We start from the raw sequence: 13850 nt of genomic DNA on the forward strand, positions 1-13850 counted from the left end.
CCGTCACCGCCGTCACCGCCGTCACCGCACCGAGCCGACGGGCCGCGACCACGAGGCGACCGGCACGAGCTGCCGGGCGAGGTGCAGCTCCCGCATCGTCGTGCGCTGCACCTTGCCGGACGTGGACTTACGGACGGCGCCCGGGCGCAGCAGGTGCACCTCCGACGGGACGACGCCGAAGTCCCGGGCCACCAGCTGCTGGATGGACATCATCAGGCCGTGCAGCGCCTCGCCGTCGCGGCGACCGCGTACCTCGTGGAGGACGACCATCGCGTCGCGGCCCGCCTCATCGGCAACCGCGAACGCGGCCCCGGACAGGCTCGCCAGCTCGCGCAGCTCGGCGCGGATGCTGTGCTCGACGTCCTGGGGGTAGATGTTCCGGCCGTGGATGATGACGACCTCCTTGGCCCGGCCGGTGACGTACAGATCACCGTCGACCAGCGCGCCGAGGTCGCCGGTGCGCAGGAACGGACCCTCGCCGTCGGCCGTGTGCGCCTCGAACTGCTCGGCCGTGGCGTCCAGGCGCCCCCAGTAGCCGGCGCCGACGCTCGGCCCGGCGAGCCAGATCTCGCCGACCTCCCCCTCGGGCAGCACGCGAAGCGTCGCACGGTCGACCACGCGGCACGTGAAGTCCTCAGGGCGGCCGCAGTTGACGACCTCCGTGGCGTCGTCGGCGCCGGACGACGCCACGAGGCGCCCCGCCTCCAGCGCGGCCACCGAGACCGAGCGCGTGAGAGGTCGCGGATCCGGCTCCCCGCTGACGTAGACGGTGGCCTCGGCCATGCCGTAGCTCGGGGTGAACGCGGCGCCGTCGAAGCCCACGGGGGCGAAGCGCTCGGTGAACGCCCGCAACGTCGAGGCGATGACCGGCTCGCTGCCGTTGGCCGCGACCTTCCAGCACGACAGCTCGAGGGTCGCGACGTCGGCGTCGGTCATCCGGTCCAGGCACAGCTCGTAGCCGAAGTCCGGCGAGGCCGAGTAGTGCACCCGGTGGCGGCTGATCGTCTGCAGCCACATCCGGGGCCGCTTGGCGAAGGCCGTCGGGGACAGCAGGACCGCCGTCGCCCCCAGCACCAGTGCCGGGAGGAGCTGCCCCATGAGGCCCATGTCGTGGTACAGCGGGATCCAGCCGCCGACCGGGGTCTGCGAGGTGAGGCCGTAGACGCGCGTGATGCAGGCGGTGTTGTGGCTGAGGTTCGCGTGCGTGACGACAACCCCCTTGGGGTCGCCGGTGGATCCCGAGGTGAACTGGAGCAGCGCGACGTCCGCCCCGTCGACGCCGTCCGGGAGCACCCAGGCGCCGGCCCCGGACCAGGCGTCGGTCGCGTGGACGGCCACCCGCCCGCCGTCCGTCGCCGCCCACTCGCCGACGTCGGTCACGCCACCGGCCGCGGTGAGCGCGACCCGGGCGCCCGCGTCCTGCGCGATGGCCGAGATGCGGGTGCGCTGGTACTGGTAGTGGCCGGGCAGCGGCGCCGGGACCGCGACCACCCGGGCCAGGAGGCAGCCGAGGAACGCGGCGACGAACTCGGTGCCGCTCGGGTACATGAGCAGCGCGCGGTCGCCGGGCTCACAGACCTCGCGCAGGCGCGCGGCGATCGCGGCGGCCCTGTCGGCGAGGGCGCCGTAGGTGAGCACCTCGTCGTCGTCGTGCTCGCGCACGTAGACGACGGCCGGGTGCTCGGGGCGCTCGCCGACGGCCGCCGCGATGCGGTGCAGGATCGTCTCGGTCATCGTCGTCTCTTCGTCGGTGCGGGCAGGAAGCCGGTGTCGACGAAGTGGTCGAGGTACCGGGTCCACAGGTGGAGGTCGGGTGGTGCGCAGGTGATACCGGAGCCGGCGAGCGCCGCCCGGGTGTTGTCGTCGCGGTAGTCCGGCGCGCTGTGCTCGTAGCCCAGGTCGGCCTCGGGCGCCTGCGCGGAGAACAGCGGCAGGTAGCCCTCGAGCTCGTTGCCGTCCCCGGCCGCCACCGCCGCCCGCAGCCGCGCGTGCCACTCGGGGTAGGGCAGCACCGGCAGCGGGTAGCCGTAGTCGCCGAGGATCGCGGTGAGGTCGGCCCACGTGAGCGGTCTCGCGCCGGGCAGGTTGTACGCGTGCCCCGTGTGACCGCCGTCCAGGGCCAGGTGCGCGAGGGCGGCCGAGCAGTAGTCGACCGGCGTGACCTCGAGAGCGACGTCGAAGTCCAGCGACGCCCCGAGCTGGATGCAGCCGCGGATCATCGCGTTGAGGAAGGTGGCCGTGTCGCACGCCCCCGTCGCCTGCGACCCCGTGATCTGGCCGGGCCGGTACCGGGCGGTCGGGATGCCGCGCCGGTGGGCCTGCTCGACGAGCGAGTCGCCGACCCACTTGCTCTGCCGGTACCCGCCGACGACGCCCTCGGCCGGCACCGGGGCGTCCTCGTCCCAGCGCGGCGCCCCGGGGACACCCGGGTAGACCGCGAGCGAGGAGACGTAGTGCACCGGGCTGGGCCTCCCCGCGGCGGCGAGGCGCAGCACCTCCTCGGTCCCGAGGACGTTGGTCGGCCGCAGCCGGTCCAGCGGCAGGGCGTAGGAGGACCAGGCGCCGTTGTGCACGACGAGGTCGGCCGTCGCGGCGAGGTCGTCCCACGCCGCCACCGGCAGGTCCAGGTGGGGCAGGGCCAGGTCGCCGGCCAGGGCGTGGACCCGCTCGGCGTCGCCGTCCCGCAGCACCCCGTAGCGGCGCATGGCCGCGATCACCCTGGCGGCGGCCTCGGCGTCGTCGGCGGCCCGGGCGACGACCGTGAGCCGCGCGTCGGACCGGTCGAGCAGCTCGCGCACGAGGTGCGCACCGGTGTAGCCGGTGCCGCCCGTGACCAGGACGTGCTGGAACGGCGGCTCCCACGGCCGGGCCCCGGGCTCAGGCGCGATGTCGTCGGGCAGCACCGCGAGCGCCTGCAGCCGCTGTGCCGGCACCGACCGCGGGTTGCCGCCACCGGTGGCCCCCACGCCGGGGGTGCTCGCGCCGCCGAGGGCGGCGAGGTGCCGCACGGTCGGGTTCTCGAGGAAGGCCCGCATGTCGGTGCGCCGCCCGGAGCCCACGTCCCACCGGGCGAGCATCTGGGTGGCGCGCACCGAGTCGCCCCCGAGCTCGAAGAACGACTGCTCGGCCCCGACCGCCGCCACGCCGAGCAGGGACGTCCACAGTGCGGCGGCCCGCTCCTCGACCTCACCCTCGGGCGGGGTCGCCGCGGACGTGCCGCCCGCGTCGTCGTCGACCGACCGGGTCAGGGCGCCGCGGTCGACCTTGCCGTTCGGCAGCTTCGGCAGCTCGTCGACGACGACGATGCGGGCGGGCACCATCGGGGCCGGCAGCCGGTCCGCGAGGAAGCCGCGCAGGTCGGCGCGCAGCCCGGCCGCGGCGGTCGCGGTGGCGGGGTCGTTGGCGAGGGCCTGCGACGCGGGCCGGGGACGGGTCGCGGGAGTGGTCATCGGGTCACCGCCACGAGGTCGACGTCGAGCAGGTACGGGTCGCCGCAGGCCGCCGGTCCGGCCTGGACCGCCACGCCCGCCGCGGCCGCGACGTCGGCGAGCACGGCCGGGTCGCAGCCCGGCCGCCGGTCGGCCGCCCACGCGCGGCGTTGGACGTCGCGCACGGTGAGGCCGTCGTCGGCCGCGGCGGCCAGCGCGCCGGCGGGCCGGTGCAGCCGGGAGCTGGGGACCCCGGTGACCCGGGTGCGCCCGCCGGCGCCGGCGAGCGCGGCGAGACCGGCCGGTGATGCGAGGTCGGTGTCCTCGTCCCACGCGACCTGGACCTCCGGCGCGCCGTGTGCGCGTTCCGGGTGGTCCGGCCCGAGGAGCACGGCGTCCCACCGGAAGCGGGACATCTCGGTGCGGTCGGGCTCGGTACGCGAGAGCAGCCGCACGGCCCACCCGGGGCGGGTCGCGGCGAGCCCGGCGAAGTACGCCGGGGCCAGGCAGAGCTCGGTCTCGGCCGCCGCCAGCCGGCGCACCGTCGCCGCGAGGTCGCCCGCCGGGCTGCCGGGCGGTAGCCGGCGTGACTGGGTGTCGGCGTGGAAGGCCTCGACCAGCCGCAGGTCACGCACGTCCCCGACGACGACCGCCCCGGCCGGACCCGCCACCCGCATCGCGTGGCCCAGCACCTCGGTGAGGTAGGCCTCGGACGGGAAGTACTGCACCACGGAGTTGAGGACCACGAGGTCGGCGCTGCCGTCGTCCAGGTCACGCAGCGCGAGGGCGTCGTCGACCCCGGTCGTGACGCGGTGCCGCAGCTCCGACGGGACGGAGGACAGCGCGCGGTCCAGGGCGTGCGGGGCGACGTCGAACGCACGGTAGGACTCGCAGGTTGCGACCAGGTGCTCCAGCACCAGCCCGACACCGCAGCCGACGTCGACGACGCGGCGGTGCGGCAGCGCCTCGAGGCGTCGGACCGTCGCCTCGACCCAGCGCCGCATGTGCGCGGTGGGCAGCGGCTCGCCGGTGTAGCTGCTGGTCCACCCGGAGAACCGGCTCGTGGCGTCGTCCTCGGCGGCGTACGCGGCGTCCCACAGGTCGCGCCAGCGCTCACGCTGGTCGGCGGACCCGTCGTCACCCGGCCGGGGCACGACGTACGCGGTCAGCTCGTGGCCGGTGCCGGTGGGGCGTGCGATCACGGCGGCGCCGGCGACCGCCGGGTGGCGCGACATCGTGCTCTCGATCTCGTCGAGCTCGACGCGCTGGCCGAGGATCTTCACCTGCCGGTCGAGCCTGCCCTGGAAGACCAGGTCACCGTGCTCCGTCCAGCGCACCCGGTCACCGGTGCGGTACCCACGGCCGTCACCCGAGCGCACCGTGAAGCGCTCCGCGGTCAGCTCCGGCCGCTCGTGGTAGCCGACGGCGACCCCGGCACCACCGATCCACAGCTCGCCGGAGACCCCGAGCGGCAGCTCGCGCCCGTCGGTCGTGGTGACCCGCACGACCGTGTGGGCCACCGGGCGTCCGATCGCCAGCGGTCCGGCGTCCTCGGCGAGGCCGGCAGGCACCGGCGCGGTGGTCGACCAGATCGTCGTCTCGGTGGGGCCGTACATGTTGATGAGCCGCGTCCCGGGTGCGCGGTCGGCGAGCACGCGGGCCAGCCCGAGCGGCAGGGCCTCACCGCCGACGAGCACCGTGCCCACGCCGGCGAGCGCGGCGGTGGGTTCGGGCAGGGTCACGGCGGCGGCGAGGAAGGACGGCGTGGCCTGCAGGTGGGTCGGCGCGAAGGAGCCGATGAGACCGGTGAGGGACTCCCGCCCGTGGGCGAGGTTCTCGACAAGCCTGCCGGGTGCGACGAGCACCTGCCCGCCGCGGGCCACGGGCCACAGCAGCTCGAGGATCGAGATGTCGAAGGACACGCTGGTCAGCGCGAGCAGCCGGTCCTGCGGACCGAAGCCGACGGCCTCGTCCATCGCGACGAGGAAGTTGCCGAGGTTCCCGTGGGTGAGCACCGTCCCCTTGGGCCGGCCCGTGGAGCCGGAGGTGTAGATGACGTAGGCCGGGCTGTCGGGGCTCACGACTGCGGGAGGCGGGACGGCAGTGCCGGCGACGTCGGCGTCCGTGGCGTCGTGCAGCGCCAGCACCGGCACGCCCGCGGCGGGTGCGACGTCGGGGGCGTCGCTGACGACGCAGACCGGTCCGGCGTCGCGCGCGATGTACTCGAGCCGCTCGGCCGGGAAGTCCGGGTCGAGCGGCACGTAGGCCGCGCCCGTGCGCAGCACGGCGAGCATCGCGACGACGAGGCCGGACCCGCGCGTCACGTGCAGCCCCACCCGGGTGCCGGGGCCGGCTCCCTGCGCCGTGAGCCGCACGGAGAGCGCGCCCACCTCCGCGGCGAGCCCTCCGTAGGTCAGGGACCCGGCGGTGCTGTGGACGGCGGGGCGGCCGGGGTCGGTGGCGGCGAGGCGCTCGACCGCCTCGACCACGGTCGCAGCGGGGACCTCCGGCGACGGGCCGTGCGCCCACCGCTCGGCGCGGCGGCGCTCGTCGTCGCTGCGCAGGTCGAGCGGCCAGGGCGCCGCGTCGGGATCCTCGGCGAGTCCGCGCAGGGCGGCGAGGTAGTAGCCCGGCATCCGGTGCGCGACGTCCGGGTCGACGCGGGAGGTGTCGACGTCCAGGTAGCCCCCGAGCTCGCGCGTGGTGGGGTCGACGAGGAAGTTCGCGGTGAGCGCGAAGTCCGTCTCGGCGACCCCGAACCCGGACTCGATGCCCGGCACCGACTCCCAGCCCTGGTGGAAGTCCATGAGGTTGACGTAGGTGTCGATGCCGAGATCGGGCAGGTCGGCGGCGATCGCCGGGTACGGGTAGGCGCGGTGGGGCGTGGCGTCGGCCTCCCCGGCCGCGAGGCGCGCGGCCACCTCGAGCCACGACGTGTCCGCCAGCGGCACCCGCACGGGCAGGGTGTTGAGGAACACCCCGACGACCCGGTCGGCGTCCGCGGTGGCCGGGCGGGCGTGCCCGACGACGCCGGTCACCGGCTCGCTCGTGCTCGTGAGGTCACCGACGACCTTGGCGTGCACCGCGGCCAGCGCGTGCTTGAGGGCCACACCGTGCCGCGCGCAGGTGTCGTACAGGTCGGCGGCCAGCGACGCGGGCACCTCCAGAGCCAGCTGGTGGCGGCGGTCGGAGGGCCCGCGCCGCGTCGCGGGCGCGGGCAGCGGGCTGGCCTCGGCGCCGGCCAGCCGCTCCCGCCAGAACGCGGCGTGACGTGGGTCGGCGAGCGCGTCGAGCTCGGCGGCGACGAAGTCGCGGTAGGTCGTGACGAGCGGCGCGCGGCGTGGCGGCTCCTGGCCCGCGACGCGCGCCAGGTAGTCGCGGAGCACCTCGTCGAGGAGCACCGCGTCGCTCCACCCGTCGAGGACGACGTGGTGCTCGATCGCGCTGACCTGGACCGTGCCGTCCGAGCGGGGGTGGACCACGACGCGCAGCAGCGGCGGGGCGGTGAGGTCGACGTCCCAGAACCGGGCGTCCGCGGCCCACGCGGCGAGGGCAGGCCCGGGGTCCGCGAGCGCGGCGCATGAGTCGTCGACCTCCACCGGCACCCTCACCGCGGAGTGCACGAGCTGCAGCGGGCGGTCCGCGCCGGTCAGGTCGACCGAGAGGCGCAGGCTGGGGTGACGCGCGACGGCGTCGGCGAGGGCCGCCTCGAGAGCGGCGACGTCGAGCGCCGCGGCGACGTGCACCGAGGTGACGACGCGGTAGACGGAGGTGCCGGGCGTCGCGTGGTGGACCATCGCCGCCTGCATCCGCGACAGCGGGTAGGCGTCGTCGAGCCCGTCGGGCAGGCCGGCCCGCTCCTGCGCGGTGAGCAGCGAGAACGGCATGGTGAGGTCCGGGTCGCCCACCTCGACGGGCCGCAGGCGGGGGGCGAGCAGGCGCGGCGTCGGGCAGGCGTAGAGGTCGGCGAGGTCGACGGCGAAGCCGGCCGCCTCCACGTGGGAGCGCAACCGCAGCGCGAGGATCGAGTCGCCGCCGACGGCGAAGAAGGAGTCGTCCCTGCCCACCGCGCGGGGCAGGTCCAGCACCGCGGCGAACGCCGTGGCCAGCGCGGCCTCCGCGGGCGACAGCGGTCCGGTGGCGGCCGCGGCGTCCGTCGTCGCCGGTGCCGGCTCGGGCAGGGCGCCGCGATCGAGCTTGCCGTGCGCCGTCAGCGGCAGGGCGTCGAGGACGACGAGGTGCGCGGGCACCATGGACGCCGGCAGCCGGGCGGCCATCGTCGCCCGCAGGGCGTCCGGGTCGACACCGTCACCGACGACGTAGGCGGCGAGGGCCGCCCGCGGGGTGCCGCCCGCGACCAGGACGACGGCGGCCTGGGTGACGGCCGGCTGGTCGCGCAGCACCTGCTCGACCTCGCCCGTCTCGATGCGCACGCCGCGGATCTTCACCTGGCCGTCGTCGCGGCCCAGGTAGCGGACGGTGCCGTCGGCGGCCAGGACCGCGCGGTCACCGGTGCGGTACGTGCGCTCCCCGGTCGCCGGGTCGGTGCCGAAGGCCGCGGCGGTCAGCTCGGGGCGGCCGGCGTAACCGAGGGCCACCTGGATCCCGGAGATCCGCAGCTCGCCCGGCCGGCCGACGGGCAACGGCTCGCCCAGGCCGCTGAGGATCGTGATGCCCGTGGCGTCGACCGCCCGGCCGATCGGGACCGCGGCCTCATCGGCGCCGGCGACGCACTCGTGCACGGTGACGTCCACGGAGGCCTCGGTCGGGCCGTACAGGTTGAGCAGCCGGACGCCGCCGGCCGGGGCCAGCGCGCCGAGCACCGCGTCCACCGACGCCTGCGCCAGCGCTTCTCCGCTGCACACGAGCGCCCGCAGCCGGGTGAGCGCGGCGGCGTGCGCTCCGGTGGCCTCGAGGTGCTCGGTGAAGACGTCGAGCATCGAGGGCACGAAGTGCGCGATCGTCACGCCCTTGTCGACGAGCTCCTGGGCGATCTGCCGCGGGTCACGGTGGGCGTCCGGCGGCGGGAAGTGGACCCGGCCACCGGAGAGCAGCGGCAGGAAGAACTCCCACACCGAGACGTCGAAGGTCGTGGGTGTCTTCTGGAGCACGACGTCGTCGGGCCCGGCAGCGAGCAGGTCGCGCATCCAGCACAGCCGGTTGACGATGCCCTCGTGCGGGACGACCACGCCCTTCGGCCGGCCGGTGGACCCGGAGGTGAAGAGCACGTAGGCCGGCGACTGCGGGCCGGCCGGGGCGTCCGTCGCGGGCAGCGTCGTGGCGGCGGCGGAGGACGCGAGGTCGGGGACCGCGACGGGCGTCGCCTCCGGCGCTCCGGGCAGTGCGAGCCGGTCGGTGACGACGACGGACAGGCCACTGTCTGCGGTGCACGACGCCACGCGCGCGGCGGGCCAGGCCGGGTCGAGCGGGACGAACGCGGCCCCGGCCCAGAGGATGCCGAGGTGCGCGACCGCGAGGTCACGGCCGCGGTCCAGGAGCACGCCCACGGCGTCGCCGGGCCGGACGCCGACGCCGGCGAGCCGGTGGGCGAGCTCCGCGCACCGGGCAGCGAGCCCGGCGTAGGTGTCGGCGCCGTCGGCGTCGGAGACCGCGACGGCGTCGGGGGTGCGGGCGCACTGCTCCGCGACGAGCACCTGGAGCGGACGCTCCACCGGGTGCCTGCGTGCAGGTCCACGGCCCGCGGTGGCGGCCAGCCGCCGCTCCGCCGCATCGCCCAGCGGCACCTCACGGACCGGCGCCGTGGGGTCGGCGAGCAGGCCGTCCAGCAGCGCGACGTACCGGTCCAGGTGCGCAGCGGCCTCGTGCGGCGCGTACCGGGCGGCACTGGTCTCGAGGACGAGCTCCACGTCCCCGGGCCCCTGGTAGGCGGTGAGCTTCACGTCGCGCACGGGTCCGGCCGACAGGTGCTCGACGCGCACGCCGAGCCCGGCGAGCACCGGCGGGGCGGCGAAGCCGACGACGTTGACGACGGTGGCGGGCAGGCGCGGCGGGGCACCCGCCGTGGCCCGGCGGCGGGCCAGGTCCTCACGGCGGAAGCGCTGGTGGCGGAGCAGGTCGGCGACGCCGCTCGACACCCGGGCCACGTGGGCGGCGAAGTCGTCGTCGAGGTCGAGGGCCGTGCGCAGGGGCAGCTCGTTGGCGAACATCGCGGGCACCCGCAGCATCCGGGCGGTCGGTCGGGCAGGAACGGGAATGTCCAGGACCGGCGAGGCGGTCCCGTCCATCCGTCCCTGGTAGATCGCCGCGGCGGCGATGAGCAGGGCCGCGGGCCGAGCGCCGAGCGCCGTGGCGGATGTGCGCAGCCGCTCGGCCAGGGCGGGGTCGAGCCGGGAGCGGGCCCGGTGCACCCCCGACGCTCGGGTCTCCTGCACGGAGAGCGACGTCGCGTCGTCGGGGTCGTGGGCGGCCCAGAACTCGGCGTCGGCAGCCTCCTGGTCCGAACCGCGATAGGCACCGGCCGCCGCGACGGCGTCGCCGTACGTGACGGCCGGAGGCTCGCCGGCCGTCCCGGAGTAGTGCCCGGCGATGCGGGCGACGTGCAGGGTCTGGCCGAGGCCGTCCATGAGGGCGTGGTGGTAGCGGACGAAGAGCACCGCGCGGTCGGGGCCGGTACGGAAGAGGGTGTGCTCGCACAGGTCGTCACCGTCGAGCGGCCGCGGCGTCGCCAACGCGCGGTCCATGCGTTCGCGGACGGCCACGGGGTCGAGGTCATCGACGACGGCGAGCGGCGGCACGGGGTGGGGCACCTGTCGCCACGTACCGTCCGGACCCTCGACGAGCCGCGCCGCGAGGCACTCGGTCTCGACGCCGGCTGCCTGCACTGCCGCGGCGAGACGACCGACGTCGACGGTGCCGGTGAGGTGGTAGGCGCTGCCGCAGTTGTACCGCCAGCCGTCGCCGCCGAGCACGACGTCGGCGACGACACCCTCCTGTGCCGCGGTCAGTGCTGGAGCGGGCGCCACGACGGGCACCCACGCGGTGTCGATCGCGCTCACGGCACAAGCTCCGGGTCGACGACGTGGTCGGGCCGGTGTGCGGCGATCGCGAGGATCGCCGCGGCTCGACCGGCCGGTGTGCCCACAGCGGTTGGTGCAGGTGCGCGCGTCATCGTCATCCCCCTGGTTGTCGCCCACGATGTGCGCAAAGAAACGCGCGCCCTGCGCATCTTGGCACACGTGGAGACGTGGTCGAGATGGACATTTGTCCGGCTCGCAGCGGCATTCCGATGTTCATCTGACGCCTGCCGTGTGAACGTCGCCCAGCATCGGGTGGGGGCCTGTTCACAGGCGATCGTCCCGTGGTATCGGCCGCCAGGACGGCAGGTCACAGACCCGGGAGGGCGGCAAACCGTTGCGGCTGCGCATTCATCCGGAGGCTACGGAAAATACATTGCCTCTTCTGCCCTTTAGCCTTCCATCTGCGGAGCACCTGGGATATACGTACGACCCTCGGGTCGCCGTCGTCGGCGCCCGTACCTCGGAACCCCCGGCGAGGACGTCAGCCTCGTGTCCGCAACGGCCCTCGCGGCGGTGCGCGCGAGCACGTGCGTTCGGCCCCTGGTCGGCCGACCAGCCGGGGACGCGAGCAGTAGCCGACCGCCGCGCGCCACGCTCAGTAGAGGAGGTCGACCGCGTCCTTGCCGACACCGAGCGAGCCGACGTAGGTGAGGAACCCGTCGAGCGCTCCGCGGAGGTCGGCGAGCGCAGCCTCGTCGACGAGCCGACCACCCGACACCTTGCGCGCTGCGGCCGCGACGGACACCCGCTCGGGCCGCACGTCGACACCCATGACGGTGAGGGTCTCCTCGAGCCAGCGTTGTGCCCGCAGGCCCCCGCCGTTGGACGTCGAGACGTTGACGAGCATCGTCGGCTTGGCTGCCATCTCGGTACCGCCGACGAGCCACTCCAGCGTCATCTTCATGACACCGCTGGCGCCGTGCGCGTACTCCGGGCAGCAGATGACGACGCCGGCGGCCTCCTCGACCATGCCGCGCAGCCGCTGCGCGGCCTCCGGAAGATTCGTCTCCTCGACGTCCGGGTCGAAGTGCGGCAGCTGGTCGAGGCGCCCGAACCACGTGGGCTCGACGCCCCCGGGGAGCATCTCGGCCGCCGAGGCCGCCGCTGCCCCGTTGAGGGACTCGCGGCGCAGGCTCCCGACGAGGAAGAGGATCTTCATGTTGGCCACCCTAGGCCTCGATCACCGATGGGCTCCGGGATGGGTCGCGGTGACGTAGCGAGGTCGTCGCGGGCGGGCGGGCCCGCAGGCGCGATGTGCTCCGCTCACGCGACTGGCCAGCGCGCCACCCTCGGTGCCGCGCCAGGGCCGCCCGCCTGACGCTGGATCGAGCGGGCGGACCGGCTCACGACAGGATGTCTCTCGGCACATCCCGTACCGTCCCCTGGATGTCCGTGACCAGCGACACGATCGACCGCCGAGGCTCGGCGACACTGAGCTGCGCCCTTGAATGGAGTCGCGGGTGCGTGGTCGTCGACGACGGCGCGGTCGGCGTGTCGACGCCAGCCTCGAGGTCGTCGCGGGTCTACCCGCCATCGGGCATCGGCCCACGGTCCTCCCGATCACGTTCGTCGACGGGCGCTTGCACCCGCAGATCATCGGAGGGTGAGGCGTGGACGACACTCGCTGGAGCGTGATGCTGGGCGACCTCGGAATCGTGACCACCCAGCTGGCCCAGGCTGCCCCCGCGGTCTACCCGCTCTCTGCCCCGCGCATGGGAGCCGATGACGACGCGCTGGATGGCGCGGAGAGCCGGGTCGGGTACCTGCTGGACCGGCAGCACCGCGAGCTCTTGGCTCACGCAGATGGCTGGCCGGGTGCCTTCCTCGATGGGGACGTGCTCGGGACCCGTGACATCGGACAGGGCCCCTTGTGGGATCGGGGCGGAACGGCGCTGGACCTGTTCTACGAGTACGGCCCTGTCGACGGTCTACCGGCCCGAGCTCAGCTCTACCCGGTCTTCGTCGCTCCACATCAGCACGACGTCATGGCGCTTCGGCTCGACGGACCGCTGACCGACGGTGGCCACGAGGTGCTGTGGTTCGCCAACGAACTGGTCGACCGCTGGCCGAACGTGCGCGAGTGGTGGCTCGGCTGCACCGAGATCGCTCGCCATACGTTGGCGTACGTGGCCGGTCGGATATAGCGCACAGCGCGACGATAAAACCGGTCGTCGACCGCGACCCCCAGCGTCGCGACCTCCGCACCTGAACCCGCAGGCGAACCGCTGCCTCAGCGTTCGGTAGGGAACGGATCCGTCCCGCTCGTCCGAGCGACCCGCTCGAGGAAGGCTGCGTTCTGCTCGGGGGTGGCGACGACGTCGGCGTAGTGCTCACCCGCGTCGGAGATCCCCTCGGTGCGAACGTCAGGTGACGACTGCGCCTCTACTTCGCGCGACCACGCATAGTGCGCCTCGGCGATGTCGCCCAGTCTTGCTGCCCTGGTCATGACTGCGGCCTCACGCCTGTCGTCGTCGAGGTCGCGATGGTCGACAGACGGTGAGGTACCAGCAGCACCATTCCCCGAGACCGCGACCGTCGTGATCGCCGGAGGATTGCCTGCGACCCAGTCGGTGACGTGCACGACCCGCCACGTCAGGCCGGGAGGCAGTGCTGCCAGTTGGGCCTCCATGTGCCTGCTCGATAGCGGCTCGCCGCCGGTCTTGCCCCCGACGCAGAACACGATCTCGATGGGAACGCTCGGAGAGCAGTCGAGCCGTTGGGCGAGGACGTCCCGGTTGGCGTTCGCCCAGATCCAGTAGTCCAGCCCCTGCAGCACGAGCATGTCGTCGCCGTCGAGCTTGGTCTCGACCAGGAGCAGGTTGCCTGCCGCGTCCAGGCCGGCCAGGTCGACGAACCCGCGCCCCCATCCTGAGCCGTTCGCCTTCGCTGAGCCACACGGACGCCAGGCGGCTACTTCCCGCAGGACGGGCTGCTCCAAGCCGAGCAGGCCCGGGTCGCGGCGCAGCACAGCCTGCAGCCAGTGCTCGTCCGGGCTCAGTGCGGGATTGGTGTCGCGCTCTCGGCAACCACTCTCGACACCGGCCTGAACTTCGTCGAGCTGGGCTTCGGCAAGAGGCGCGGAGATGCGCAGCGTGACGGTTCGGGGGTACGCGCCCTCCTTGCCGTCGATGCCGGCGGTGATGGTCAGCCCCCCGACGGTGCGCTTGATGCCCAGGACCCGTTGCCCGCGGTACTGCCATGCGCGGAAGGACGAACGGTGCGCCGGGTCCAGGTGAGGCTGCTGCCCGGCCCAGTGCATGAGGTCGGCCACCAGGCTCGTGCGCGGTCCCAGGTGCAGCTGGGGCTTCTCGGGTGACCGGTACGAGCCGGCAGAGCCTCGGGACCGGGGCGCGTGACCTCCGTCGCGACGTGCTGGCAGTCGTGA

At 74.5% G+C, this 13850-nt stretch carries 6 protein-coding genes; 1 reads left to right on the plus strand and 5 read right to left on the minus strand.

All coding sequences use genetic code 11. The features are described 5' to 3' along the window. Positions 1-21: 21 nt before the first annotated feature. The 4 genes from Cph01nite_RS14995 to Cph01nite_RS15010 all read right to left on the minus strand — a co-directional run bounded on the left by Cph01nite_RS14995 (position 22) and on the right by Cph01nite_RS15010 (position 11624). Positions 22-1734, minus strand: coding sequence for a fatty acyl-AMP ligase (locus tag Cph01nite_RS14995; RefSeq protein WP_203675495.1), 1713 nt, complete (start codon positions 1732-1734; stop codon positions 22-24). After that, on the minus strand, positions 1731-3449 hold the full coding sequence (locus Cph01nite_RS15000; RefSeq protein WP_203675496.1) for a thioester reductase domain-containing protein: 1719 nt from the start codon (positions 3447-3449) through the stop codon (positions 1731-1733). The genes Cph01nite_RS14995 and Cph01nite_RS15000 overlap by 4 nt, the downstream gene beginning before the upstream one ends. Further along, entirely contained in the window at positions 3446-10444 is a 6999-nt protein-coding gene (locus Cph01nite_RS15005; protein ID WP_203675497.1) for a non-ribosomal peptide synthetase, read from the minus strand. The genes Cph01nite_RS15000 and Cph01nite_RS15005 overlap by 4 nt, the downstream gene beginning before the upstream one ends. A 616-nt stretch (positions 10445-11060) precedes the next feature. After that, on the minus strand, positions 11061-11624 hold the full coding sequence (locus Cph01nite_RS15010; protein ID WP_203675498.1) for an NADPH-dependent FMN reductase: 564 nt from the start codon (positions 11622-11624) through the stop codon (positions 11061-11063). Between the two features lie 451 nt (positions 11625-12075). Between Cph01nite_RS15010 and Cph01nite_RS15015 the strand changes: the two genes are divergently transcribed. Beyond that, on the plus strand, positions 12076-12609 hold the full coding sequence (locus Cph01nite_RS15015; protein ID WP_203675499.1) for a hypothetical protein: 534 nt from the start codon (positions 12076-12078) through the stop codon (positions 12607-12609). An 86-nt stretch (positions 12610-12695) separates the two neighbouring features. On the opposite strand, the gene Cph01nite_RS15020 is transcribed toward Cph01nite_RS15015, so the two are convergent. Continuing rightward, entirely contained in the window at positions 12696-13736 is a 1041-nt protein-coding gene (locus Cph01nite_RS15020; protein WP_203675500.1) for a hypothetical protein, read from the minus strand. Between the last annotated feature and the right edge of the window lie 114 nt (positions 13737-13850).

The organism is Cellulomonas phragmiteti, assembly GCF_016862775.1.
Classification (GTDB): domain Bacteria; phylum Actinomycetota; class Actinomycetes; order Actinomycetales; family Cellulomonadaceae; genus Cellulomonas; species Cellulomonas phragmiteti.

Excerpts from the sequence above, each read along its gene's own strand:
- Cph01nite_RS14995 (WP_203675495.1), bottom strand. The coding sequence starts at position 1,734 with ATGACCGAGACGATCCTGCACCGCATCGCGGCGGCCGTCGGCGAGCGC.
- Cph01nite_RS15010 (WP_203675498.1), bottom strand. The coding sequence starts at position 11,624 with ATGAAGATCCTCTTCCTCGTCGGGAGCCTGCGCCGCGAGTCCCTCAAC.
- Cph01nite_RS15000 (WP_203675496.1), bottom strand. The coding sequence starts at position 3,449 with ATGACCACTCCCGCGACCCGTCCCCGGCCCGCGTCGCAGGCCCTCGCC.